The organism is Xanthomonas sp. LF07-6 (assembly GCF_034105445.1).
Classification (GTDB): Bacteria; Pseudomonadota; Gammaproteobacteria; order Xanthomonadales; family Xanthomonadaceae; genus Xanthomonas_A; species Xanthomonas_A sontii.
On sequence record NZ_JAXGGI010000001.1, the window covers coordinates 554,756 to 580,548 of the forward strand.

The window sequence follows — 25,793 nt, forward strand, 5'->3', positions numbered from 1 at the left end:
CCGCATGCGATCCAGACGCACCTGGCTGCCGGCGCTCGCGCTGGCTCTCGCCACCGCCCTCGCCGCGCCCATGGCCGGCGCCGGCACGCTGTACCTCGGCGCCGACCTGTCCTACGTCAACGAGATGGAGGATTGCGGCGTGCAGTACCGCGACCACGGCGCGCTGCGCGACCCGTTCGAGCTGTTCCACGCGCACGGCGCCAACCTGGTGCGCGTGCGCCTGTGGAACGATGCGCGCTGGACCCGCTACAGCGACCTGAGCGACGTCAAGAAGACCATCCGCCGGGCGCGCGCGCAGGGCATGCAGGTGCTGCTGGACTTCCACTACTCCGACGACTGGGCCGACGGCGAGAAGCAACTGATCCCCAAGGCCTGGGCCAACATCACCGACCAGGACGAACTGGCGCGCACGCTGTACGGCTTCACCTACAACACGCTCAGCGCGCTGGACCGCGCCGGGCTGATGCCGGAACTGGTGCAGGTCGGCAACGAGAGCAATTCCGACCTGATGGACAGCCAGCCCTGGGACAAGCGCCGGCCGATCGACTGGACCCGCAACGCCAAGCTGTTCAACGCCGGCATCCAGGCAGTGCGCGACGCCGGCGCGCGCTCGACGATCAAGCCCAAGGTGATGCTGCACATCGCCCAACCGGAGAACGTGGAGCCGTGGTTCGCCGACGCCGCCAAGGCCGGCGTGCGCGACTTCGACTTCATCGGCATCAGCTACTACCGCAAGTGGTCGCGCGAGACCATGGACCAGCTCGGCGCCACCATCAAGCGCCTGCGCCAGCGCTATCCGGCCGAGGTGATGGTGGTGGAGACCGCCTATCCGTGGACGCTGGAAAGCGGCGACCCCTCGCCCAACCTGCTCGGCGCCGACTCGCTGATCAAGGGCTACCCGGCCACCCCGCAGGGCCAGCTGAACTACCTGGTCGACCTCACCCAACTGGTGGTCGACAACGGCGGCAGCGGCGTCGTGTACTGGGAGCCGGCCTGGACCAGCAACACCTGCAAGACCCGCTGGGGCGTCGGCTCCTCGTGGGAGAACGCCAGCTTCTTCGATTTCCGCCACGGCAACGAACTGCTGCCCGGCATCGGCTTCATGCAGCACGCCTACCGACCGGCGCCGGCCACGACGACCGGCAAGGGGGCCGCGCCGGCGCAGGACGCGCAGCCATGATCGAACTGAGCCGCCGCGACCTGCTGCGCTCGCTGGTCGCCGGCGGCGTGCAGGTGGCGGTGCCCGGTGCCGCCGCGGCGCTGGCGCCGGCCGCGCTGGCCGCCACGCCCGCCGGCAGCGATGCCAGTGCGCCGATCTCGCTGGATCTGGACGACGATGCTCCGCGCCAGCGCCTGCTGTGCGACGGTGGCTGGCGCTTCCATCTCGGCCACGCCGACGACCCGGCGCGCGACTTCAATTTCGGCACCTTCCAGCGCACCTACGCCAAGGCCGGCAAGGACACCGCCGATGCGGCCCTGCTCGGCTTCGACGACAGCGCCTGGGAGCGCATCGACCTGCCGCACGACTGGGCGGTGGCGCTGCCGCCGCGCCAGGATCCGACCTCCACCCTGGTCAACGGCGAAGACCCGGCCGCCGCGCACGGCTACACGCCGCTGGGCCGCACCGATCCGCAGACCAGCATCGGCTGGTACCGGCGCGTGCTGGAGATTCCGGCGGAAGACCTGGGCAAGCGGATCAGCCTGGAATTCGACGGCGTGTTCCGCGACTGCATCGTGTTCTGCAACGGCCACATCGTCGGCCGCAACGGCAGCGGTTACTGCGGCTTCGAAGTCGACCTCAGCGACGTGCTCGACTACGGCGCCAGGAACATCATCGCCGTGCGCGTGGATGCCACGCTCGGCGAAGGCTGGTTCTACGAGGGCGCCGGTATCTACCGCCACGTCTGGCTGCGCACCACCGACGCACTGCACGTGCCGATGGACGGCGTGTACGTGCGCAGCGTCTGGGACGGCGGCGCCGCGCAGGCGCTGGTGGAGACCGAACTCGGCAACCACGGCGCGACGCCGCGGCAGTGCAGCGTGGTCTCGGTGATCCGCGCGCCGGACGGGCGCATCGTCGCCCAGGCCAGTTCCGCGCCGATCACGGTCGAGCCCGGCGTGGTGCAGCGCGTGCAGCAGACCCTGGACCTGGGCACGCCCGCGCCGTGGTCGCCGGAGAACCCGCAACGCTACACGCTGTCCACGCGCCTGCTCGGCGACGGCCATACCTGCGACGCGACCACCACCCACTTCGGCGTGCGCCGCCTGCAGTTCGATCCGCAGCGCGGCCTGCTGCTCAATGGCGCGGCCTACAAGCTGCACGGCACCAACAACCACCAGGACCATGCCGGCGTCGGCACCGCCATTCCCGACCGCCTGCACGAATGGCGCCTGCGCCAGCTCAAGTCGATGGGCTGCAACGCCTATCGCAGCGCGCACAACCCGGCCTCGCCGGCGGTGCTGGAGCTGTGCGACCGGCTGGGCCTGCTGCTGATCGACGAGACCCGGCGCATGTCCTCCGACGACGAGGCCATGGCCGAACTCACGTCGATGGTGCGGCGCGGCCGCAACCATCCCTGCGTGATGCTGTGGTCGCTGGGCAACGAAGAGCCGCAGATGGTCACCGCGCGCGGCGCGCGCATCGTCGCGCGCATGCAGCGTCTGGTGCGGCGCCTGGACCCGAGCCGCCCCACCACCTTCGCCATGGACAAGGGCTTCGACGACGGTGTCGGCCAGGTCGTGGACGTGATCGGCTTCAACTACCGCACCACGCAGATGGATGCCTTCCATGCGCGCCATCCGCAGATCCCGGTCTACGGCAGCGAGACCGGCAGCACCGTCGGCGTGCGCGGCAACTACCGCACCGACGACGTGCGCGGCCATGCCCGCGCCTACGACCTGGACTACCCCTGGTGGGCCAGCAGCGCCGAAGCCTGGTGGAGCTACGTCGCGCAGCGCCCGTACATCGCCGGCGGCTTCGTCTGGACCGGCTTCGACTACCGCGGCGAGCCGACCCCGTACAACCGCTGGCCGAACGTCGCCTCGCAGTTCGGCATCCTCGACAGTTGCGGCTTTCCCAAGGACAACTACTGGTACTACCGCGCGCAATGGACCACCGCGCCGGTGCTGCACCTGTTCCCGCACTGGAACTGGGACGGCCTGCTGGACGAGCGCGACAACGGCATGGTCGACGTGTGGTGCCACAGCAACCTGGACGCGGTGGAACTGCTGGTCAACGGCGTCAGCCAGGGCCTGCAGCAGGTGCCGGCCTACGGCCATGTCGAGTGGCGCGTGCGCTACGCACCCGGCCGCATCGAAGCGCGCGGCTACCGCGGCGGCAAACAGGTGCTGACGCAGCTCCGCGAGACCGTGGGCGCCCCGGCCGCGGTGCGCCTGCGCTGCGAACGGGCGAATCTGCTGGCCGACGCCGAGGACGTGGCCGTGGTCGCAGTGGAGATCGTCGACGCCAAGGGCCGCGTCGTGCCCACCGCCAGCGACGCCGTGCGCTTCGCCGTCCGCGGCCCCGGCCGCCTGATCGGCGTGGGCAACGGCGACCCGTCCAGCCACGAACCCGACAAGGCCGACCAGCGCCGCGCCTTCAACGGCCTGTGCATGGCCTTGCTGCAGACCACGCGCGATGCCGGCACGCTGACACTGGAAGCGACCGCGCCCGGATTGGCGCCTGCGCGGCTGGCGCTGAAGAGTGTGCGCACCAAGCCGCGGCCGTTCGTCGCCTGAGGCGGCCGCGCGCTTTCGAGGCGCTGCGCGGCGCCATCGTCATGCGCTCCCGACTCGGTGCTCCTACGCGGCGCTGGCGCGCCAGGTACGTCCGCCCAAGCCGTGGTCGGCACACGCGCGACGCAGAATGAAGTGAAGCCGCTGACGCGTCATTCCGAAGCCGATCTACGACGCCTCGCCAGCGTCGCCGCACCCACGACGCTGCATCGTCCCGGCGATGCACGCTCCCCCACCGCGCATCGCGGCGAGGGAGCGCCAGCCCTCACCGCAAGCGCGAGAAGGCACCGATCCCGGCGATCGCCAGCCGCTCGGCGGGCAGCGCCGTTTCGGCGAACGACAGCCGCAGGTAACGGATCTGCCGCACCTCGGGGAAATTCAGCCGCTGGGTCGAGAGCGCGTAGGCGATATTGGACAACTCGCCGCCCCCGGCCGGCTGCCAATGCTGGCCATCCTCGCTGCTTTCGGCGCGATAGCCCTTCGGCGGTGCCGCACCGTTCATCACCGTGCGCGAGGGGGTGAGGCTGAAGCCGGCGACCTGGCGCAGCGCACCGAGGTCGATGGTCACCTGCGCGGGATGGCCCGGCGTGGGAGCGGGCACGACCCAGATCGTGCTTGCATCGTCGTCGAGCAACTTCTCCGCTCCCGGCGCGCTGGCGGCGACGATGCGCCAACCCGCGGTGGACAGCACGTCCGGCGCGTTCGTCGTGGGCCGCGCAACCGCAACGGGCGCCACCGCGCGAAACAGCGCGAATTCGCTGATCGCCGGACAGACCGGCGCCTCGAGCACACGCAAGCGCACACGGCGCGCGGCAATCGGACGATCGAGCCGCAGGATCCGCTGCGCGCCGATGCATTGCGCTTCGGCCAAGCGCTGCCATTGCCCGTCCACCTCGGCGTCGATCGCGAAGCGGGTGACGCGCACGCCCAGCGGCAGGTATTCGCGCAGCCGGATCAGGTCGAAGCTCTGCGCCGCCGACAGTTCCAACGTCAGCGTCGGCGTGGTGACGTCGTCCGGCGTGGACCAGTAGCTGTCCGGCTGGCGGTCGAGCACACGCTCCGGCTCGAACCCCGGACCGCGCGCCGCGCTGGCGCTGGCCTTGGCGCCCTTGGCCAGATCGATGGCGAAGCTGGCGCGGATCGCGTCGCCGAAGCTCTTCAACACCGCAACGTCGTGGTCGGCGATGCGGCCGCGCCGGTCCGGCGGAAGATTGAGGTTCATGTTGGTGCCGCGCGCGACCGAGGTATCGAAGTAGCGCACCAGATTCTCCGGGCTGCGCACCTTGCCGTCTTCGTCGGCATGGTAGAACCAGCCCGGGCGGATCGAGGTGTTGGTCTCCGCAGGCCACCACAGCGCCCCGCCTCGCACGCCGGCATTGCCGTTTTCCTGCGTGTAAGGCGCATTGGGCATGGTCGGCCAGCACGGATCGCCGGCCACGCCCTCCTCGTTGCCGACCCAACGGATATCTGCCCCCAGCGGGTCGAAGGTGCAGGCCATCGGCTGGTGTTGGTGGACCAGCTCGATCATCCGCGGCCAGTTGTAGTAGGCGGGGGCATCGATCTTGCGGGTTTCGCGCGCTCCGCCGTAGTAACCGTCGCCACCATTGGCGCCGTCGAACCAGAACTCGAACAGGTCGCCATAACCCGTGCACAGCTCGACGATCTGCTTGCGGAAATAGTCGAGATAGCCGGGACGGCCATACTCGGCGTGGTTGCGATCCCAGGGAGAGAGATAGATGCCGAAGGCCAGGCCGGCACGCCGGCACGCCGCGGCCATTTCGCCGACGATGTCGCCCTTGCCGTTCTTGTAGGGCGAATTGCGGATGCAATGCTCGGTCAGGCGCGTCGGCCACAGGCAGAAGCCATCGTGGTGCTTGGCGGTGAAGATGATCCCTTTGAGGTTGCCGGCCTTGGCCGCGGCGACGATCTGATCGGCGGAGAAATCGCTGGGATCGAATCTGCGCGGATCTTCGTCGCCGTAACCCCATTCCTTGTCGGTGAAGGTGTTCATCGCAAAATGCACGAAGGCGTATTGCTCCCAACGGTGCCAGCGCAGTTGCCGCGCGCTTGGCACGGCGCCCCACGGTGCCGGCCCTTTCGGACGCGGTGCGGCCACGATCTGGGCGGCGGATGCGCTGAAGCCCGCGGCGACGGCCACGACACCCGTGGCAAGAAAGGTACGACGATCGATCATGGACGCCTCCGGCTCTACACAAGCCCGGATCTTAGCTTTTCCAACAGCGAAACAGTCCTACGCGGAGCGACACCCGGGCATTCAAAGGGCACAACGTCACCGTGTGGCCGATCCGCCGCCGCATGCTCGTGAATCGCACCGCGTGCTGTCGCCGATCCACTTTTTTACGGACAATGGCAGCTGGCACCGAGACGACTCGCACGCAGTGGCTGCGGACTCGGCATTGCACGTGCTGCGTGCGCATCGGACATTCGCTGTCTCGCAATTGACCTTCCTGCCGTTGTCCGTGGAAACGGCGCAGCCCCGACGTTGCACCGTGGATCGGCAGGTGGCGCATCGAACCATGCACCGGGCTGGCGCCGCGCCACGCTGTCATTTGCTGCCGGCACCCGTCCATACTTGTCCACGGACCGTCACCCCGAAACTCCTTAAGTCACTGAATCAGATGCAGAATCGAGAAAAAACCCAAGCTCCTGGAAGCGCAGCGGAGCACACCCCGCTGATGAAGCAGTTCTTCGCCGCAAAGTCCGAGTACCCGGACCTGCTGCTGTTCTTCCGCATGGGCGATTTCTACGAACTGTTCTACGACGACGCGCGCAAGGCCGCGCGGCTGCTGGACATCACCCTGACCCAGCGCGGCAGTTCCGGCGGTGCGCCGATCCCGATGGCCGGGGTGCCGGTGCATGCCTACGAGGGCTATCTGGCGCGGCTGGTGGCGCTGGGCGAATCGGTGGCGATCTGCGAGCAGATCGGCGATCCGGCGCTTGCCAAAGGCCTGGTCGAGCGCAAGGTGGTGCGCATCGTCACCCCCGGCACGGTCACCGACGAGGCCTTGCTGGACGAGCGCCGCGACACCTTGCTGATGGCGATCGCACGCAACAAGCACGGCTACGGCCTGGCCTGGGCCGACCTGGCCGGCGGCCGCTTCCTGGTCAACGAGGTCGACAGCGAGGACGCGCTGGAGGCGGAACTGGCGCGGCTGGAGCCGGCCGAACTGCTGGTGCCCGACGAGGACCAGTGGCCGGAGTTCCTGCGCGAGAGCCGCGGCGTGCGCCGCCGGCCGCCGTGGCTGTTCGACGCCGACAGCGGCCGCCGCCAGTTGCTGGCGTTCTTCCAGTTGCACGATCTGAGCGGCTTCGGCATCGACGACAAGCCGCGCGCCACCGCGGCCGCCGGCGCCCTGCTCGGCTACGTCGAGGAAACCCAGAAACAGCGCCTGCCGCACCTGACCGCGATCGCGATGGAGACCGCCGGCGAGGCGATCGCGATGAACGCGGCCACGCGACGCCACCTGGAGCTGGACACGCGCGTGGACGGCGACACCCGCAACACTCTGCTCGGCGTGCTCGACAGCACGGTCACGCCGATGGGCGGGCGCCTGCTGCGGCGCTGGCTGCACCGTCCGCTGCGCCTGCGCGAGGTGCTGGTGCAGCGCCACCACGCGGTCGGCACGCTGATCGACCGCGGCGCCGACGCCGACCTGCGCGAGGCGTTCCGCGCGCTCGGCGACGTCGAACGCATCCTCACCCGCGTCGCCCTGCGCTCAGCACGCCCACGCGACTTCTCCACCCTGCGCGACGGCCTGGGCCTGCTGCCGAAGGTGCGCGCGGTCCTGGCACCGCTGGATTCGCCGCGGCTGGCCGCGCTGGCGGCGGAGCTGGGCCAGCACGACGAGATCGCGCACCTGCTGGCGTCGGCGATCGCCGAGCAGCCGCCGCTCAAGCTCAGCGACGGCGGCGTCATCGCTGCCGACTACGATGCCGAGCTGGACGAACTGCGCCGGCTCAGCACCAATGCCGACCAGTTCCTGATCGACCTGGAAGCGCGCGAACGCGCCAACAGCGGCATCGCCACGCTGAAGGTCGGCTACAACCGCGTGCACGGTTACTACATCGAGATCAGCAAGGGCCAGGCCGACAAGGCGCCGGTGCACTACAGCCGGCGCCAGACCCTGACCAACGCCGAACGCTACATCACCGAGGAACTGAAGAACTTCGAGGACAAGGTGCTGTCGGCGCGCGAGCGCGCGTTGTCGCGCGAGAAGCTGCTCTACGAAGGCCTGCTGGACACGCTGGGCGAGCGCCTGGAGCCGCTCAAGCGCGCCGCCGCCGCGCTCAGCGAACTGGACGTGCTGGCCGGCTTCGCCGAACGCGCGCAGGCGCTGGACTGGACCCAGCCGGAACTGGAGACCGGTGCGTGCCTGCGCATCGAACGCGGCCGCCACCCGGTGGTGGAAGCGGTGCGCGAGCAGCCGTTCGAACCGAACGACCTGGACCTGCACCCCGACCGCCGCATGCTGGTGATCACCGGCCCGAACATGGGCGGTAAATCGACCTACATGCGCCAGAACGCGCTGATCGTGCTGCTCGCGCACATCGGCAGCTACGTGCCGGCGCGGCGTGCGGTGATCGGCCCGATCGACCGCATCCTCACCCGCATCGGCGCCGGCGACGACCTGGCCCGCGGCCAGTCCACCTTCATGGTCGAAATGGCCGAGACCAGCTACATCCTGCACCACGCCACCGCGCAGTCGCTGGTGCTGATGGACGAGATCGGCCGCGGCACCTCCACCTACGACGGCCTGGCGCTGGCCGACGCGGTGGCGCGCCATCTCGCCCACCACAACCGCTGCTACACGCTGTTCGCCACGCACTATTTCGAGCTGACCGCGCTGGCCGACGAATCGGTCGAAGGCGGCGCCAGCGGCATCGCCAACGTGCACCTGGACGCGGTCGAACACGGCGACCGCCTGGTGTTCATGCATGCGGTCAAGGACGGCCCGGCCAACCGCAGCTTCGGCCTGCAGGTGGCGGCGCTGGCCGGCCTGCCCAAGGCCACCGTGGCGCAGGCGCGGCGACGCCTGGCGGAACTGGAACAACGCGGCGGCGAGAGCCACGCCTCGCAGATGGCGCCGCAGGCCTTGGACGCCCCGCAGCAGTTCGGCCTGTTCGCGGCCACGCCGTCGGCTGCGCAGGAGGCGCTGGCCGCACTGGATCCGGACGAACTCACGCCCAAGCAGGCGCTGGAAGCGCTGTACCGGCTCAAGTCGCTGCTGTAGGCGGCCTGCGATTTAGCCCCTCTCCCATCGGGAGAGGGGTTGGGGTGAGGGTTCGGCGCGAAGCGTCTCACAGCGCCAGGACACACGAGGCTGCGCCCGCACCCTCATCCGCCCCTTCGGGGCACCTTCTCCCACTGGGAGAAGGGAAGCGCCAAAGCCCCTCTCCCACCGGGAGAGGGGTTGGGGTGAGGGTTCGGCGCGAAGCGTCTCGCAGCGCCAGGACACACGAGGCTGCGCACGCACCCTCATCCGCCCCTGCGGGGCACCTTCTCCCAAGGGGAGAAGGAAAGCGCTAGAGCCCCTCTCCCCCCGGGAGAGGGGTTGGGGTGAGGGTCCGGCGCGAAGCGTCTCGCAGTGTCAGGACGCACGAGGCTGCGCCCGCACCCTCATCCGCCCCTTCGGGGCACCTTCTCCCAGTGGGAGAAGGAAAGGCTGCAAGCCCCTCTCCCGTCGGGAGAGGGGTTGGGGTGAGGGTCCGCCCGCACGGCATATCCAACCTCCAGTCATCCCACATCCCGCTAGGCGCTCGCCGGCACGGCGTTCGGGCGCGGCATGAACGGGTTCGGATGCGCCGCCAGCAACGCATCGTCGATGGCCGCGGCACGCTGCGCCGCCGGGCGCGCCATGTGCCGCTGCACGAAGGCGACAAACGCCGGCCGCGCCTGCAGCACACCGATCCGCGTGTAGAAGCCGAGGAACGCCGCGGCATACAGGTCGGCTGCGCTGAAGCGGTCGCCGGCCAGGTGCTCGCGACCGGCGACGCCCTGCTCCAGCATGTCCAGCAGATCCTCGCCATGGCCGTAGCCCGCGCTGTGCGCCGGCGCCAGCGTGCCGTGCTGCCTGGCGGTCAGGAACGCCTCGGCCGGACCGGCCAGCAGGAACAGCCAGCGGTAGTAATCGCCACGCGCCGGCGATCCAAGCGGCGGCGCCAGTTGCCGCTCCGGCACCAGGTCGGCCAGGTAGGCGCAGATCGCCGCGTTCTCGGTGACGGTGGTGGTGCCGTGGACCAGCGCCGGCACCTTGCCCATCGGGTTGATCGCCAGATACGCCGGCGTCTTCATGCCGGTGCCGTAGTCGAGGATCTGCGCGCGGTACGGCAGGCCGGTTTCTTCGAGCATCCAGCGCGCGATGCGGCCGCGCGACATGGGGTGGGTGTAGAGCACAAGATCGTGGGACATGGTCGGACTCCGTGGTGGACGCCACGCAGTCTGCGCGTGCCCTGCTGACACCTGCTGTCAGGAGCCGACGCCGTGTCCGGTGGCGGCGCGCCAGCGCCGGATCAGCAGATGCCGCCGCGTCGGGTAGCGTTCGCTGTCGTCGCGCAGCGCCAACACCCGGTCGGCACGGAAATGGCGGAAATCGCCGCGCAGTTCGCACCACGCCGCGATCATGCCGAAACCGCCCAGGAAGGCCATCGCGAACGGCCAGATGCGCCGTTGCGAGGCGACGCCGCCGGCATCGGCGTAGTCCATGTGCAGCACGTGTTCCAGGCGGATGCCACGACGCAGCACCGGCAGCCACGGTGCCGCCGGCTGCGCGGGCGTCGCCGCGGGCACCAGCAACCCGCTGGTCTCCAGCGCCAGCCGCAACGGTGCCGGCAGCGACGCCCCGATCCGGGTGATGGCGCGCTGCGCGGCCTGCGCCAGTTCCGGATCGGCCTGGCTCGCCACCCAGCGCGCGCCCAGGGTCAGCGCTTCCAGCTCGTCCTCGCTGAAGTTCAACTCCGGCAGCAGGAAGCCCGGGCGCAGCACGTAGCCCACGCCCGGGTCGCCGAGGATGTCGGCGCCCTGCCCGCGCAGGCTGGCGATGTCGCGGTACAGCGTGCGCAGGCTCACTCCCAGATCGGCAGCGAGCTGCGCCCCGGCCACGGGCCGGCGTCGCCCGCGCAGGGCGTCGAGCAGGCGCAGCAGACGGGTGGCGCGTTGGGTCATCGCGACAGGATAGTAGGCAGGCGCCGCCAACGGGAGGCACTGTTGCGTCAGGCATCGCCCGCTTGTCGCTGCAGTCCGATCGGTGTCGCACTGCGCAGCGACGCTGTCGCCTGGAGGAAACACGGACTTCTATACTCGACGGCGAACGCGCCGCCCCGCTCCGTCGCAAACGGGGCCGCGCACACCAGCACAGGCCGCACGCGTCCGCGACGGCTACATCCAACGAGGGAACGCATGCAGCCACGCTCGCGAACGTCGTCACGCCCCCCGGTCCGCTGCACCATCGCAGGTGCCATGCGGGCGCCACATCCGCGCAGCGGCCGTCGCGGCATCCGGGACTGAGGCGACGATGATGGAATTTGCCCTTTTCGCCATCGGCGTGGTCGTCGGTGCGGTGCTGTTGCATCTGGCGCGCCCTCTCGGGCGCAGCGCCTCCGCGCAGCGGCCTGCACCGGCGACCGACGCCGGCGACAACCACCACGCCGCGCCCGAGGCAACGCAGGAGACCCCGGCGCAGCACCTGCAGCGGCTGCGCCAGCAGGTGGAAGCACAGGACGAGCAGATCCACAGCCCTGCCGATCTGGCACAGATTCCGCAGTTCCAGCACGGCGTGGCGCTGCTGGCGGGCGCGGAGTTCTCCCATCAGGAACTGGTCGAGGCGCTGGGCAGCCCAGGCTATGTGCTGCCGTGCATGGCAGCGCAGGCCTTGGCGCAACGCCGCTCCCCGGATACGGACGCGGTCCTGGACGTGCTCCCGCACCTGGGCTCGTATCCGCTGAGCTTCCTGTTCGACTACCTGCAGCGCCTGCCGGATGCCGACCATCTGCACGCGCTGCTGCGCCACGCACGCGACTGGTGGTGGAACGTCGTCCCGTTCCGGCAACGCCTGCGCGCCTATCTGCAGTGGGCCGCAAGCAAGGCCCCGGCGGACCGCCCGGTGGATTTCGACGAACTCGACGATGCAGCGCTGACCGCACTCGGCGACACCCTGGCGCAGTTCAAGGAACCCGTGCTGGAGCCGTTCCTGCAGCGCCTGCACGACGCACGCAAGCAGCGTCGCGAGCAGCGCGTGCTCGGCGGCTTCGGCCGTGTCGTCGCCGCGGTGCCGGCGCGCCTGCGCCTGCACCACCCGGGGCTGGACGCGGTCTTGCAGCGCGCCTACGAGCACGTGGTGACCACGCCCCCGCAACCGGTCCTGCTGGTCGGCGAGCACGGCGTGGGCAAGAGCGTGCTGATCGACCTGCTCAGCGAACGCCTGCTCGGCGAAGGCTGGCGTGTGTTCGAGGCCTCCGCCGCGGAGATCCTGGCGGGACAGAGCTACATCGGCGAACTGGAGGGACGCATCCGCGAGATGCTGGCGGTCCTGCACCGCGAGCGCGCCCTGTGGCGCGCGCCGGACTTCTACGACCTGCTGCACAAGGGCGCGCATTCGCGCGATCCGCGCGGCATCCTCGATCTGGTGCTGCCGGCGCTGGAGCGCGGTGAGCTGCGCCTGATCGGCGAGATCACGCCGCGGCAACTGGCGCAGCTGCAGGTGGCGCGGCCGACCACGCGTTCGCGCTTCGAAGTGGTGACGCTGGCACCGGCCACGTCCACCGCGCTGGCGCAGATCGGCGCACAGTGGGCGCAGGCCCAGGCGCAGGCGCTGCAGACCGAGGTGATCGACGCGCGCGTCCTGGCCGAAGCCGAACGCCTGGCCGCGCAGTACTTTCCCGATCAGCACGAACCCGGCCGCCTGCTGCAACTGCTCGACGAGACCCTGCAGGCCGCGAAGGACGGCGACGACGCACGCCTGCCGCTGGACGACGATGCCCTGCTGCAGGCGGTGGCCAGGCGCAGCGGGCTGCCGCTGGAGGTGATCGACGATCGCCAACGGCTGGAACTGGAGACGCTGCGCCGTTTCTTCCGCAAGCGCGTGCTGGGCCAGGACGAGGCGGTGGAGACCCTGCTCGACCGCATCGCCATGCTCAAGGCCGGGCTGATCGACAGCCGCCGCCCGATCGGCGTGTTCCTGTTCGCCGGCCCGACCGGCACCGGCAAGACCGAATTGGCCAAGGCACTGGGCGAACTGCTGTTCGGCACTCCCGAGCGCCTGCTGCGCCTGGACATGAGTGAGTTCCAGGGCGAGGACGCGCTGTACCGGCTCACCGGCGACGACAGCGCCGGGCAGCGCACGCTGATCGCGCGCATCCGCGAGCAGCCGTTCTCGGTGGTGCTGCTGGACGAGTTCGAGAAGGCCCACCCCAAGGTCTGGGACCTGTTCCTGCAGGTGTTCGACGACGCCCGCCTGAGCGACCGCAACGGCAATACCGCCGACTTCCGCCACAGCATCATCATTCTCACCAGCAACGTCGGCGCCACGCTGGCCCGCGGCGCCGGCCCCGGCTTCGCCACCGTCGCCGGCGGCTACTCGCGCAACGCGGTGGAAAAGGCGGTGTACGAGACCTTCCGCCGCGAGTTCGTCAACCGGCTCGACAAAGTGGTGCTGTTCAACCCGCTGGATCGGGCGCTGATGCGCGAGATCCTGCACAAGGAACTGGATCGCACGCTGACCCGGCGCGGCCTGCGCAATCGCGCCTGGGCGGTGGAATGGGAGCCGTCGGCGATCGAGTTCCTGCTCGACCGCGGCTTCACTCCGGACCTGGGCGCGCGGCCGCTGCGCCGCGCGATCGAACAGCATCTGCTGGCGCCCCTGGCACGCAGCATCGTCGAGCAACGCGCCCCCGAAGGCGACCAGTTCCTGTTCGTGCGCGGCGCCGGCGACCGCCTCGACGTGCGCTTCATCGCAGCGGACGCGCCGCCGACGCCGGAACCCCTGCCCGCGGCGGTCGACCCCGCCACGCCCACGGATCTGCGCGACCTGGTGTACGCGCCCAATGCAGACAGCGCGGTCCTGCCGCGCCTGGATGCGGCCTTGCATCGCCTGCAGGAATCGCACGCCGCGCCGGCCTGGCGGCAGGCGCGCGAGGCCGATTTCGCCGCCATGGGCGAGCGCGATTTCTGGTCGCAATCCGGCCGCTTCCAGGTGCTGGACCGGATCGAGCGCCGCGACCGCATCGAAAGCGCGCTGGCCACCGCCGTGCGCCTGCGCGCGCGGCTGGACGGCGGCGCTCAGCGCGACGGCGAGTTCGTGGCGCGCCTGACCCAGTTGCTGTGGCTGCTGCACCTGGCCAGCACCGCGCTGCAGGAGCAACGCCCGCAGGATGCGCTGCTGGACCTGCGCATCGGCGCCAGCGAGCTGCACCGGCATCCGGCCGAAGCACGGCAGTGGTGGCAACGTCTGCTGCAGATGTATCTGGCCTGGGCCGAGCAGCGCAACATGCGGGTGGACGTGCTGGCACAGGATCCGCAGCAAGGCCGCGCCTGGCTGGCCATCGCCGGTTTCGGGGCACTGGCGTTGCTGGACGCGGAAGCCGGCCTGCATGTGCAGGAGCAGGAGGTCGACGAACCGACCCTGCGCCGGCTCGCGGTGCAGGTGCGGGTCGCCCCGGACCTGCCCGGGCAGGCACGGCGCGCGCCCATCGGCGAGGACGAACTGCGGGTGTGCCGACGCTATCGGATCGCGCCTTCGCCGTTGGTGCGCGACAGCGTCCGCGGCTGGCGCAGCGGACGCCTGGAACGCGTGCTGGGCGGCGATTTCGACGTGATGCCGGTCGACTGAATCCTGTCACCGACGAACGCGGCATGCGGCCACTGCAGGAGCGCTGGGCAGGCGAGCGATGCGCGGCCACACCGCACACCGCCATCGATGCGATAGCTGCACGCTATCGATTGATTAGAAGAATTCGAATTCTCTAAATCGCGGCTTCCGCCTATCGTGTCTCCAGTTTCACCGTGTCGCCGCCGTATGATCGCGGCGCCGAGCCACCCCATCTCGTCCACCAAGAGCCAAGGCAGCCTCCCATGACCAGCGAATCGAAATGCCCGTTCCACCAGGCTGCCAGCGGCAGCGGCACCAGCAATCGCGACTGGTGGCCCAAGCAGTTGCGCGTGGACCTGCTCAACCAGCATTCGGCCCGTTCCAACCCGCTGGACCCGCAGTTCGATTACGCCACGGCGTTCAAGCAGCTCGATCTGGAAGCGCTCAAGCGCGACCTGCACGCACTGATGACCGATTCGCAGGACTGGTGGCCGGCCGACTTCGGCCACTACGGCCCGCTGTTCGTGCGCATGGCCTGGCATAGCGCCGGCACCTACCGCACCGGCGACGGCCGTGGCGGCGGTGGCCGCGGCCAGCAGCGTTTCGCTCCGCTCAACAGCTGGCCGGACAACGTCAGCCTGGACAAGGCGCGGCGCCTGCTGTGGCCGATCAAGCAGAAGTACGGCCAGGCCATCTCCTGGGCCGACCTGCTGATCCTCACCGGCAACGTCGCGCTGGAATCGATGGGCTTCAAGACCTTCGGCTTCGCCGGCGGCCGCGCCGACACCTGGGAGCCGGACCAGGACGTGTACTGGGGCCGCGAGACCAAGTGGCTGGGCGGCGACGAGCGCTACGCGCACGGCTCGCCGGGCGTGGACGAGGCGCACGGCGTGCTGGTGAAGGACGACGACAGCGAAGTGCGCCATACCCGCGACCTGGAGAACCCGCTGGCCGCGGTGCAGATGGGCCTGATCTACGTCAATCCGGAAGGCCCGGACGGCAATCCCGACCCGCTGCTGGCGGCCAAGGACATCCGCGACACCTTCGGCCGCATGGCCATGAACGACGAAGAGACCGTGGCGCTGATCGCCGGCGGCCACACCTTCGGCAAGACCCACGGCGCCGGCCCGGCCGACCACGTCGGCGCCGAGCCGGAAGCGTCCGACCTGGAAAGCCAGGGCCTGGGCTGGTCCAACAGCTTCGGCAGCGGCAAGGGCGGCGACACCATCACCAGCGGCCTGGAAGTCACCTGGACCACCAGGCCGGCGCAGTGGACCAACGAGTTCTTCGAGCACCTGTTCAAGTTCGACTGGGAACTGAGCAAGAGCCCGGCCGGCGCCCACCAGTGGGTGGCCAAGAACGCCGAGGCGGTGATTCCGGACGCGCACGACCCGTCGAAGAAGCACCTGCCGACCATGCTCACCACCGACCTGGCGCTGCGCTTCGACCCGGCCTACGAGAAGATCTCGCGCCGCTTCCTGGAGAACCCGCAACAGTTCGCCGATGCCTTCGCCCGCGCCTGGTTCAAGCTGACCCACCGCGACATGGGCCCGCGTGCGCGCTACCTCGGCCCGGACGTGCCGGCCGAAGAACTGCTGTGGCAGGACCCGATCCCGGCCGTGAACCACCCGCTGGTCGACGCGCAGGATATCGCCGCACTGAAGAAGACCCTGCTCGACTCCGGGCTGAGCGTGGCGCAACTGGTGTCCACCGCCTGGGCCGCGGCCTCCACCTTCCGTGGCTCGGACATGCGCGGCGGCGCCAACGGTGCGCGCATTCGCCTGGCCCCGCAGAAGGATTGGGAAGTCAACCAGCCGGCGCAGCTGGCACAGGTGCTGGCCACGCTGGAGGACATCCAGGCGCAGTTCAACGGCGCGCAGAGCGGCGGCAAGAAGATCTCGCTGGCCGACCTGATCGTGCTCGGCGGCGCCGCCGCGGTGGAACAGGCGGCCAAGCTGGCCGGACAGATCGTCGAGGTGCCGTTCGTGCCGGGCCGCATGGACGCCTCGCAGGAACAGACCGACGTGGAATCATTCGCGGTGCTGGAACCCATCGCCGATGGTTTCCGCAACTACGCCAGGCGCCGTTACGCACTGTCGGCCGAAGCGCTGCTGATCGACAAGGCGCAGTTGCTGACCCTGACCGCACCGGAGATGACCGTGCTGGTCGGCGGCCTGCGCGTGCTCGGCGCCAACAGCAGCCAGTCCGCGCACGGTGTGTTCACCGATCGCCCGGGCGTGCTCAGCAACGACTTCTTCGCCAACCTGCTGGACATGGGCACCGAGTGGAAGGCGACCTCGGAGATGAAGGACGTCTACGAAGGCCGCGACCGCAAGAGCGGCGCCGTGAAGTGGACCGGCACCCGTGCCGACCTGGTGTTCGGCTCCAACTCGGTGCTGCGCGCGGTGGCCGAGGTCTACGCCAGCGCCGACGCGCAGGCGAAGTTCGTACGCGACTTCGTCGCCGCCTGGACCAAGGTGATGCAGCTGGATCGCTTCGACCTGGCCGCCTGACGACGGCAGACGGGGCGCCGCAGCGGCGCCTCGCTTGTCCTGGTTGCATGACGACAACGCCCCGCTCGCCGGGGCGTTGTCGCGAGTGCAACGGCTCCACACGCTCTGTCGCAGAGGGCAACGCACGAATGGGGATGACGAGGATTGACCGCCCTGCGTCGCGGCTGAAGCCGCTCCCACGGTGTGTCAACCGCCATGAGCACGCCGACGCTCGCCAGGACGCAAGCCGGTTGTGGGAGTGACTTCATTCCCGACTGCATGCCGCCAAGGAAGCCTGATGTTGCTTGCAGCGACTGGACATCGAGCGAAACACGCGACCAGCGCACCACCCACCTTCGGCAACGTCACGACACCATTCTGTCGTCGCTGCAACTCGGTCAACCGCACCGATCCTCGGCCAGGCGCAGCGGACTCGGCTACAACGCGTCCAGATCCCCCAGCGCGCGGATCAGCCGCCGCGCGCGCTTGTCCGGTTTGCCCTCCGGCGCCTGGTAGCCGTTGCGCTCGGCGCTGCGCTGTGCGCGCAACTGCGCACGCCGCTCGCGCGAGGCCTCGCTCTCCAGGTACAGGGTCTGCGCCACGCTGGCCGGGCCGCGGATGTCGCTGAGCCCCAGCACCTGAATCTCGAACACCTCGTCGCCGCGCTGCACGCGCACCTGCTCGCCCACGCGCACCGCGCGCGAAGATTTCGGCCGCTGCCCAGCCACGTCCACCTTGCCGGTCTCCACTGCCTGCTTGGCCAGGCTGCGAGTCTTGAAGAAGCGCGCGGCCCACAGCCAGACATCCAGGCGCACCGCGGCAGCTTGCACGACAGATTCATTCATTGCGTTGCTCGACATCCACTCGCGTTGGGGATTGCAGGCAGTCAAAAGGCGGCGCCGGATCGGAGACCATCGCGCCGCCCGAGAGCATGCGCGGCGCATACGTTTCTCCGCACAGATGGCGATGCGATCGCACCAATGCAAGTATCGCCCCGTGCGGCCCAACCCTCGGGGATGAATGGGTTGAGAGCGAGCGACCTCGAGGCAGGCGCACCCGGGGGCGGCTCGCCCAGGTTTCATGTCCCATGCCGGTGCTGGCGTCGCCCCCTACCCGGCACCAAGCAATGACCCGAGCCGTGCCGAACGCAGTTCCATCCTCGCCGCAGCGCACCACCGCGGCTTGGGCAGGACCGGCCGCCCCCAGTAAGGGCCCACGCCACCCGCCGTGGGGCGGCGCAGGCCCGCCCCCTTCCCGCCTGCGGCAAACGCTGCAGACCCAGATCCGCCCATCGCCCCGCCGACATCCGTCGGTGCTAGTGTGGCCGGCTCACGCTCGCTCCCGACCCGCGATGACCAAACCCGCTGCGCTCACCGAAGGCCCGATCGGCCGCCAGTTGCTGCTGTTCTCGCTGCCGATCCTGGCCGGCAACATCGCGCAGTCGCTCAACGGCTCGGTCAATGCCGTGTGGATCGGCCGCTATCTCGGCGAAGCGGCGCTCACCGCCGCGGCCAACGCCAACAGCATCATGTTCTTCCTGATCGGTTCGGTGTTCGGCATCGGCATGGCCGCCACCATCCTGATCGGCCAGGCGATGGGCCGCAGCGACGTGGCCCAGGCGCGGCGGGTGATGGGCACCAGCGCCACCTTCTTCATCGGCATCTCGGTGCTGATCGCCGCCAGCGGCTGGTGGCTGGCGCGGCACCTGCTGGCGGCGATGGGCACGCCGGCGGCGTCGCTGCCGCTGGCCGAGGCCTATCTGCGGGTGATCTTCCTGGCGATGCCGCTGCTGTACACCTTCGCGTTCCTGTCGGCGGCGCTGCGCGGCACCGGCGATTCGCGCACGCCGTTCCGCTTCCTGCTGCTGTCGGTGGCGTTGGACATCGGCTTCAACCCGCTGCTGCTGTTCGGGCTGGGGCCGTTCCCCAAGCTGGGCATCGCCGGGGCGGCCTGGGCCACGCTGATCGCGCAGGCGGTGTCGCTGACCGGGTTGCTGCTGTACCTGCGGCACAAGCGCCACGTGCTGTGGCTGGGCCGCCGCGACGCGCGGCTGTTCCGGCTCGACCTGCCGATCCTGCGCGCGCTGATCGTCAAGGGCGTGCCGATGGGCCTGCAGATGGTGCTGATCTCGCTGGCGATGATCGTGATGATCTCGCTGGTCAACGGCTATGGCACCGCCACCTCCGCGGCCTACGGCGCGGCGCTGCAACTGTGGGCCTACCTGCAGATGCCGGCGATGGCGATCGGCGCGGCCTGCTCGTCGATGGCCGCGCAGAACGTCGGCGCGCAGCGCTGGGACCGGGTCGCGGCGACCGCGCGCAAGGGCGTGCTGTTCAACTTCCTGCTGACCGGCGCGCTGATCGCGCCGCTGATCCTGTTCGACCGCTGGACCCTGGCGCTGTTCCTGCCGCCGCACAGCGCGGCGCTGGAGATCGCGCGCCACCTCAACCACATCGCGGTGTGGTCGTTCCTGTTCTTCGGCGTCACCTTCGTCATCTCCGGCGTGGTCCGCGCCACCGGTGCGGTGGTCCCGCCGCTGCTGATCCTGGCGCTGTCGCTCTGGGGCGTCCGCGTGCCGTTCGCGCAGTTGCTGCAGCCGCAGCTGGGCGTGGATGCGGTATGGTGGAGCTTTCCGACCAGCGCCACCTGCGCGATGCTGCTGTCGCTCGCGTATTACCGCTGGGGCAACTGGCGCACCGCGCGGATGCTGGCGCCGTCGCGGCCGGAGACCGTGGCGCATCCGGCGGAAGTGCCGGTGCAGCCGCCGGCACCGGTCGCCGACGTGGCGGTGGCGCAGGATCCGGCGCGCTGAGCGCTGCGCTCGCGTCGCGATCCACAGGCGCCCTTGCCTGTGCGGGAGTCGACTGTCATGCAGCCGCAGCGATCGAAGCCCAAAGCCGTCCGACACCGTCACGCGTCGGGACTGAAGTCCCTCCCACAAGGGCGCCAGCCCTGCCCTTGTGGGGAAGCGACTGACGCTATCCCTACAACGGCCAGACCCCACAACGCGGGCCTGATGGCGCCGCCTCCACGATGTGCAACACACGCTGCCACAAACGCAAACGGCCGCCCGAAGGCGGCCGTTGCGGCAGCGACCGAGGGTCGCTGGAAGATTACTCGGCCTTGGCGGCGGCGGCAGCAGCCTGGCGCGCGACCTTGGCCTGCGCAGCGGCGGCCAGGTCTTCCTTGATGCGGGCAGCCTTGCCTTCCAGGCCACGCAGGTAGTACAGCTTGCCGGCGCGGACCTTGCCGCGGCGCTTCACTTCGACCGAGTCGATGGTGGCGCTGTGGGTCTGGAACACGCGCTCGACGCCGTAGCCGTGCGAGATCTTGCGCACGGTGAACGAGGAGTTCAGGCCGGCGTTCTTGGTGCCGATCACCACGCCTTCGTAGGCCTGCACGCGCTCGCGGTTGCCTTCCTTCACCTTGACGTTGACGACGACGGTGTCGCCCTGGTTGAACTCCGGCAGCTTGCGCTGGATCTGGGCGGCTTCGAAGTCGGCCAGGATGGTCTTGTTGAGCTTGCTCATGGTGGGCACCGCTTGTGTCTGGTGAGGTGGTCCGGCAGTCGCCGCACGGCGATTGCGCGATATCGGATGGGCCAAGCACGGAACGCACTGGCCGGAAAGCCGGGCATTTTAACCCAGCCCGGCGGCAATGGCTAGGGCTTGGATGGATTTTCCTGTTCGGCGGCCTGCGCCGCCTCCCGCTCCTGGCGGAATTCCTGCAGCAGGCGCCGGTCGGCCGCGCTCAGCGCCGTCTCGTCCAGCAGTTCCGGACGCCGCAGCCAGGTCCGCCCCAGCGCCTGCATGCGCCGCCAGCGCGCGATCGCGGCGTGGTTGCCGGAACGCAGCACCGCCGGCACCTCACCCAGCGCGTGTTCGCGCGGATGGGTGTAGTGCGGGCAGTCGAGCAGGCCGTCCGGGCCCTCGAAACTGTCCTGGGCCGCGGATTCGGCGTCGTTCAGCGCCCCCTCCTGCAGCCGGGTGACCGCGTCCACCAGCACCGCCGCGGCCAGTTCGCCGCCGGACAGCACGTAGTCGCCGATCGAGATTTCCTCGTCCACCGCGGCGGCGACAAAACGCTCGTCCACGCCCTCGTAGCGCCCGCACAGCAGCAGCAGCCGCGGCAGCGCGGCCAGTTCGCGGGCCTTGGCCTGGGTCAGCGGCCGGCCTTGCGGGCTCAGGTAGATCAGCGGCGCCGGCTGCGGATCGGCCGCGCGCACCGCCTGCAGGCAGGCCTGCAGCGGCTCGATCATCATCACCATGCCCGGGCCGCCACCGAACGGCCGGTCGTCGACCTTGCGGTAGCCGCCGCTGGCGTAGTCGCGCGGGTTCCAGCCGTGCAGATCCAGCAACGCCCGCTCCTGCGCACGCCCGACCACGCCGAACCCGGCGCACTGGGCGACGAACTCGGGGAACAGGCTGATGACGTCGATGCGCATGAGGCTGGGAATGGGGAGCCGGGAATGGGGAATGGGAAAGGCAAACGCCAAAGCGGCCGCATGGCCGCTTCGCTCAGAACTCGGGGTCCCAGTCGACCACGACCAGGTTGGCCTCGAAATCCACCGACTTGATGTAGTCCGGCTGCACGAACGGCACCAGCCGTTCGCGGTCGCCGCGCACCACCAGCACGTCGTTGGCGCCGGTGGAGAACAGGTGCGACACCTGCCCCAGCGCCACGCCGTCGACGGTGCGCACGTCCAGGCCCTCCAGGTCCACCCAGTAGTACTCGTCCGGGCGCGGCGGCGGCAGGCTGCTGCGCACCACGTAGATCTCGGTGCCGCGCAGGGCCTCGACCGCGTCGCGGTCGGTGACCTCGGGCAGCGTGGCGATCAGGTACTTGCCGGACTCGCGGCCGCGCACGCCGCTGAGGCTGCTCTCGCTGCCGTCGGGCTTGCGCACGATCCAGGGCTGATAACGGAAAATGGCGAGGCGCGGCTCGGTCCAGGACTCGAGCTTGGCCTCGCCACGGATGCCGAACGCGCCGAGGACCCGACCGAGCAGGATGCGGCGCTGGCTGTCTTTCATTGGGGCAAACGCGAGGGCCGCGCGCTGGGCGCGGCCCGCGGAATCAGGCCGCGGCGGCCTGGTTCTTGGTGGCTTCCTTGTACAGGTTGCGCACCTTGTCGGTCAGCTGCGCGCCATTGGACACCCAATGGTCGACGCGGGCCAGGTCCAGCACCACGCGCGGCTCGGCGCCCTGGGCGACCGGGTTGTAGTAACCGACGCGTTCGATGTTGCGGCCGTCGCGCGCGCTGCGCACGTCGGTGACGATGATGTGGTAGAAGGGGCGCTTCTTGGCGCCGCCACGGGTAAGGCGGATCTTGACCATGGTGAGTTTCCGGTGTTGCCCAGTCGCCAGGATGGCGCGGTTAACCGACGATTATAGCGGCCGGCCCCGGCTCTGCCAAGTCTGGGCAGTGGCCTGCGGCCGCGGGATTGGGGATTCGAGATTGGGGATTCGCCAGGAGCGGCAGCCATGCCACGATGGCCGTCCACGGAGTGCTCAGATCGCCTGCCAGGGCTGGGTGTGCAACGCCGCCTCCAGCATGGCCAATAGATCCGCGGCCGGGCGCAGCGTGCGACCGTCCACTGCCGCCACCGCCTGCTGGCCGCGGGCATTGCAGGTGAAGGCGGCCACCTCCGGCCCGAGTTCGTGGAGCGACAGCGGCCGCACCTCCTGCGCCACGCCCAGCGCGACGAGCCCGGCCTGCAGCAGCCGTTCCTGGGTGCCGCGCAGCGCTGGTGCCTGCGGCCAGTGCAGGCAGGCGCCATCCCACAGTCCCAGGTTCCAGGTCGGCCCTTCGGCCACCTGCCCCTGCGCGTCGACGAACAGCGCATCGTCGCTGCCGGCCTGCAGCGCCAGGCGGCGCTGGTGGAACGCGCCGAAGGTGCCGACGTGTTTGAGCTGCGCCGTCTCGCGTGCGAACACGCTGCTGCGCAGGCGCAACGGCACCGGGTCGGCCTGCGCCGGTTCCGCCAGCGACACCAGCAGTTCCACCGCGCAGTCGGCGTCGGCCCGGCGCAGCGTGAATGCCGGCGAGCACACGGTGACGCGCAGCGACGCGTCGCCCCTGCCGAACGCGGCCAGCGCCGCGCGCAGCTCGCCGCGCACGCGTTCGGCCGCCAAGGCGCTGCCGAACAGCGCCGCATTCGCCTGTTGCAGCCGCTGCAGATGCAGCTCGAACCCGCGCACGGCGCCATTGCGCACCTGCATGGTGCTGAAGTGCCCGTAGTTCACCAGCGCGGCGGCGGCCAGCAGGTCGGCATCCGCCGGCTGCCCGCGATGGAAGACCTGCGCGCTCACCGCAGGGCCTGCGCCTGCGCCCACCAGCGCGCCAGCAGTTCTGCCGCCGGCTCGGCCGGTGCCATCCAGGCCGACTGCCCGGCCCAGGCCTGCATCGCCGCCAGGCGGCCGGCGCGCTGTGCGGCCTGGCGCATCGGCGCAGTCAGGCCACGCTGCACCGGGTACGGCCGCGGCGGCGGCGCCTCCGCGGCAGCGGCGGCGCGCACGTAGTCGGTGGCCAGCGCGCGGCCCAGGCGGCCGGAGAAGGCGCGGGTCAACGTGGTCCGCTCGGGTTCGGCCTGGGCCAGCGCATCAGCCCAGGCCGGTGCCAGCGCCGCCTCCGGGGTGCGCAGCAGGGCGGTGCCGATCTGCACCGCGCTCGCGCCCAGGGTCAAAGCGGCGGCGATGCCACGGCCGTCGCCGATGCCGCCGGCGGCGATCACCGGGATCTGCAACTGGTCGGCCAGCCGCGGCAGCAGCGCGAACAGCCCGGTCAACTGCCGCTCGGCGCTGCCGGCCTCGAAGGCGCCGCGATGGCCGCCGGCCTCCGCCCCCTGGGCGACCACCGCATCGGCACCGGCGGCCTGCGCGGCCAGCGCCTCGTCCAGGGTGGTGGCGCAGGCGAACCAGGCGATCCCGGCCCGCTGCAGGCGCTGCACCTGGTCCGGCCGGAACAGGCCCATGATCGACGAGGCCACTGCCGGCCGCGCCGCGAGCAGGGCCTCGAACTGGGCATCGAAATCGGCGGGCGCCGCATCGCCGGCGGCGGCGTCGACCGGCGGTCCCCAGGCCGCGAGAAAGGCGCGCACCTCGGCCTCGGCGGCGGCATCGCGCGCGGGGGGCGGATCCGGCACCCACAGGTTGACCTGTGCCGCCCCGCCGCCGGCGGCGCGGAACGCATCCATCCACGCCACGATGTCCTGCGGCGCCGACAGCACCGCGCCCATCGCCCCCATGCCGCCAGCCGCGGCGACCGCGGCCGACAGCGGCACCGGGCAGGCACCCGCCATCGGGCTGAGCAGGATCGGCAGGCGCAGGCCGAAGCGCTGCCGAAAGGCGTCCACGCGCGCCAGGCGCTGCATCATGCGTGCTCCGCGGTTCCAGGAACGGCCATGGTAGCCGCGCCGCCTTCCGGCCGCCGTGCCAGAGATGCGAGGACGCTCACGGCAGCGGCACCGGCAAACATTGCCGGTCCCGATCGCCGACCCACACCTGCTGCAGGGAAAAAGCGCGCAACCGTGACGGGCACTGGACGAAGGCACCCCACAGCCGCAGATCGACGAACGTCTCGACAGCACGATCGCGCCACGCCGCCGAACCGGACAGCCGCAGCTCCAGGCAATACAGCCCATCGACCGGACACACCACCTCCACGCACGTCGGCGTCGCCGCGGACGGACGCAAGGCCATCAGCTGCGGCCCGTGCAACAGCGCGAACAGCCCCAGTTCGCCGTCGGTCGGACGGCTGCCGCCGGGCACCGGCAGTGGCTGACCGAACAGGCCGGATGTCCACACCGCCTCCAGCACCAGGACGTCGCCCTGGCTCAGTTGCAGAAAGTGACGATGCACGACCACGTCATCCGCGGGATCCGCCACCGCGGTGTCCGGCGCTCCATGCACGTCCCAGGCCCGCTCGGCGCCGGCGAACAGCAACGCGGCCGCGGCCGGCACGCGCGCCACGCAACGCGGCGGCAACTGCGCCAGCGGCCACGCGTCACGCGCTGATGCCTCGGCAACGGCGAGGCTGCCATCGGGGCGCTGCGCATACGCCAGCGGCGTGCCGCGCAGCGGCTGCACCGGCAGCGCCAGCCGCTCCGGTTCCGGCACGCGCCGCCACAGCGCCACCGTGCCGGGCACCTGCAGCTCGGCCTGGCCGATACCGATCGAGTACACGCCGGTGCGCACGATCGGCACGACGCACTCGGCATCGGCCGCCACGTCCAGCCACTGCGCCTGGGTCGCGCCCGGTGCCAGCAGGTCGCAGCGCCACTGCGCGGGGCCGTCAGCGGCGGGATGGAAGGCGAGCACCAGCGCATCGCCGGCGGACAGCACCAGCTCGGAGGTGGTGCAGATGCCCTGGCGCGGGAAGCGCTCCTCCGGGAACGGGACGATGTCCTCGAGATGGCGGCGCCATTGGCGCGGACCGGACGGCCGCGCACGCATCGCCGCAGGTGGGATGACGGGCTGCGCTGGCGGCGGCAACCGCGCCGGCGCAGGCGTGACGCCGGCCTCGCCAATGGCGGGGCCCAGGGAAGCCGCCGCGGTACTGCCGGCCGTGCGTCGCGCCATCGCGCGATCGATCGCTGCGGCGACCAGCACCACCAGCACCCAGTACACCAGCGTGGCCGGCAGCACCGCCCAGCCGGAGGCCGAGTGCAGCGCCAGGGCCAGCGCCAGGGCCAGGCGCAGCACGCGCGTGCCGACGGACACGCTCACCGCACGCGCCGTGGCCGCG

17 protein-coding genes are annotated in these 25,793 nt (G+C 70.4%); 6 read left to right on the forward strand and 11 right to left on the reverse strand.

The window, feature by feature from the left end; translation table 11 throughout:
- Positions 1-4 precede the first annotated feature (4 nt).
- Positions 5-1,180: an arabinogalactan endo-1,4-beta-galactosidase gene (locus SLW56_RS02270; RefSeq protein ID WP_295945036.1), complete on the forward strand. Its 1,176-nt coding sequence runs from the start codon at positions 5-7 to the stop codon at positions 1,178-1,180.
- A complete protein-coding gene (gene galA, locus SLW56_RS02275; protein WP_320694288.1) occupies positions 1,177-3,738 on the forward strand; it encodes a beta-galactosidase GalA in 2,562 nt (853 codons plus the stop codon). Before SLW56_RS02270 ends, galA begins: the two co-directional genes overlap by 4 nt.
- Positions 3,739-4,000: 262 nt before the next feature.
- Here the strand turns inward: galA and SLW56_RS02280 are convergent, their stop codons facing one another.
- Complete coding sequence (locus tag SLW56_RS02280) at positions 4,001-5,929, reverse strand: alpha-L-fucosidase (protein ID WP_152237271.1); 1,929 nt, start codon at positions 5,927-5,929, stop codon at positions 4,001-4,003.
- Between the two features lie 445 nt (positions 5,930-6,374).
- Here SLW56_RS02280 and mutS point away from each other — a divergent pair, with 445 nt between their 5' ends.
- Positions 6,375-8,987 (forward strand): DNA mismatch repair protein MutS, encoded by a 2,613-nt coding sequence (gene mutS / locus SLW56_RS02285; protein ID WP_320694289.1) that lies wholly within the window; start codon positions 6,375-6,377, stop codon positions 8,985-8,987.
- Positions 8,988-9,505: 518 nt separating this feature from the next.
- On the opposite strand, the gene SLW56_RS02290 is transcribed toward mutS, so the two are convergent.
- Together SLW56_RS02290 and SLW56_RS02295 are read right to left on the reverse strand one after the other, a co-directional pair.
- The gene (locus SLW56_RS02290; protein ID WP_152238404.1) at positions 9,506-10,165 is read right to left on the reverse strand and encodes a glutathione S-transferase family protein; all 660 of its coding nucleotides are present in this window, start codon (positions 10,163-10,165) and stop codon (positions 9,506-9,508) included.
- A 57-nt stretch (positions 10,166-10,222) separates the two neighbouring features.
- Positions 10,223-10,918, reverse strand: a complete 696-nt coding sequence (locus SLW56_RS02295; RefSeq protein WP_017907930.1) for a YafY family protein — start codon at positions 10,916-10,918, stop codon at positions 10,223-10,225.
- A gap of 352 nt (positions 10,919-11,270) precedes the next feature.
- Between SLW56_RS02295 and SLW56_RS02300 the strand changes: the two genes are divergently transcribed.
- Complete coding sequence (locus tag SLW56_RS02300; RefSeq protein WP_320694290.1) at positions 11,271-14,579, forward strand: AAA family ATPase; 3,309 nt, start codon at positions 11,271-11,273, stop codon at positions 14,577-14,579.
- 242 nt (positions 14,580-14,821) lie between these two features.
- Positions 14,822-17,071, forward strand: a complete 2,250-nt coding sequence (gene katG / locus SLW56_RS02305) for a catalase/peroxidase HPI (protein ID WP_320694291.1) — start codon at positions 14,822-14,824, stop codon at positions 17,069-17,071.
- A gap of 416 nt (positions 17,072-17,487) precedes the next feature.
- Here the strand turns inward: katG and SLW56_RS02310 are convergent, their stop codons facing one another.
- Positions 17,488-17,895 (reverse strand): RNA-binding S4 domain-containing protein, encoded by a 408-nt coding sequence (locus tag SLW56_RS02310; protein ID WP_295908422.1) that lies wholly within the window; start codon positions 17,893-17,895, stop codon positions 17,488-17,490.
- A 506-nt stretch (positions 17,896-18,401) separates the two neighbouring features.
- Between SLW56_RS02310 and SLW56_RS02315 the strand changes: the two genes are divergently transcribed.
- Complete coding sequence (locus SLW56_RS02315) at positions 18,402-19,862, forward strand: MATE family efflux transporter (RefSeq protein WP_295908418.1); 1,461 nt, start codon at positions 18,402-18,404, stop codon at positions 19,860-19,862.
- Positions 19,863-20,163: 301 nt separating this feature from the next.
- Here SLW56_RS02315 and rplS read toward each other — a convergent pair whose 3' ends face one another.
- From rplS to SLW56_RS02350, 7 genes are all read right to left on the reverse strand, one after another.
- Positions 20,164-20,580, reverse strand: a complete 417-nt coding sequence (gene rplS / locus SLW56_RS02320) for a 50S ribosomal protein L19 (protein ID WP_010342237.1) — start codon at positions 20,578-20,580, stop codon at positions 20,164-20,166.
- Between the two features lie 131 nt (positions 20,581-20,711).
- Positions 20,712-21,494 (reverse strand): tRNA (guanosine(37)-N1)-methyltransferase TrmD, encoded by a 783-nt coding sequence (gene trmD, locus SLW56_RS02325; protein ID WP_152180425.1) that lies wholly within the window; start codon positions 21,492-21,494, stop codon positions 20,712-20,714.
- Between the two features lie 73 nt (positions 21,495-21,567).
- Positions 21,568-22,080, reverse strand: a complete 513-nt coding sequence (gene rimM, locus SLW56_RS02330) for a ribosome maturation factor RimM (RefSeq protein WP_267084558.1) — start codon at positions 22,078-22,080, stop codon at positions 21,568-21,570.
- A gap of 43 nt (positions 22,081-22,123) precedes the next feature.
- Entirely contained in the window at positions 22,124-22,384 is a 261-nt protein-coding gene (rpsP, locus tag SLW56_RS02335) for a 30S ribosomal protein S16 (protein ID WP_010342240.1), read from the reverse strand.
- Positions 22,385-22,558: 174 nt separating this feature from the next.
- Complete coding sequence (locus SLW56_RS02340) at positions 22,559-23,359, reverse strand: aminotransferase class IV family protein (protein WP_320694292.1); 801 nt, start codon at positions 23,357-23,359, stop codon at positions 22,559-22,561.
- A complete protein-coding gene (locus SLW56_RS02345; RefSeq protein ID WP_320694394.1) occupies positions 23,356-24,420 on the reverse strand; it encodes a nitronate monooxygenase in 1,065 nt (354 codons plus the stop codon). The genes SLW56_RS02340 and SLW56_RS02345 overlap by 4 nt, the downstream gene beginning before the upstream one ends.
- Positions 24,421-24,499: 79 nt before the next feature.
- The gene (locus SLW56_RS02350; protein WP_320694293.1) at positions 24,500-25,774 is read right to left on the reverse strand and encodes a hypothetical protein; all 1,275 of its coding nucleotides are present in this window, start codon (positions 25,772-25,774) and stop codon (positions 24,500-24,502) included.
- Between the last annotated feature and the right edge of the window lie 19 nt (positions 25,775-25,793).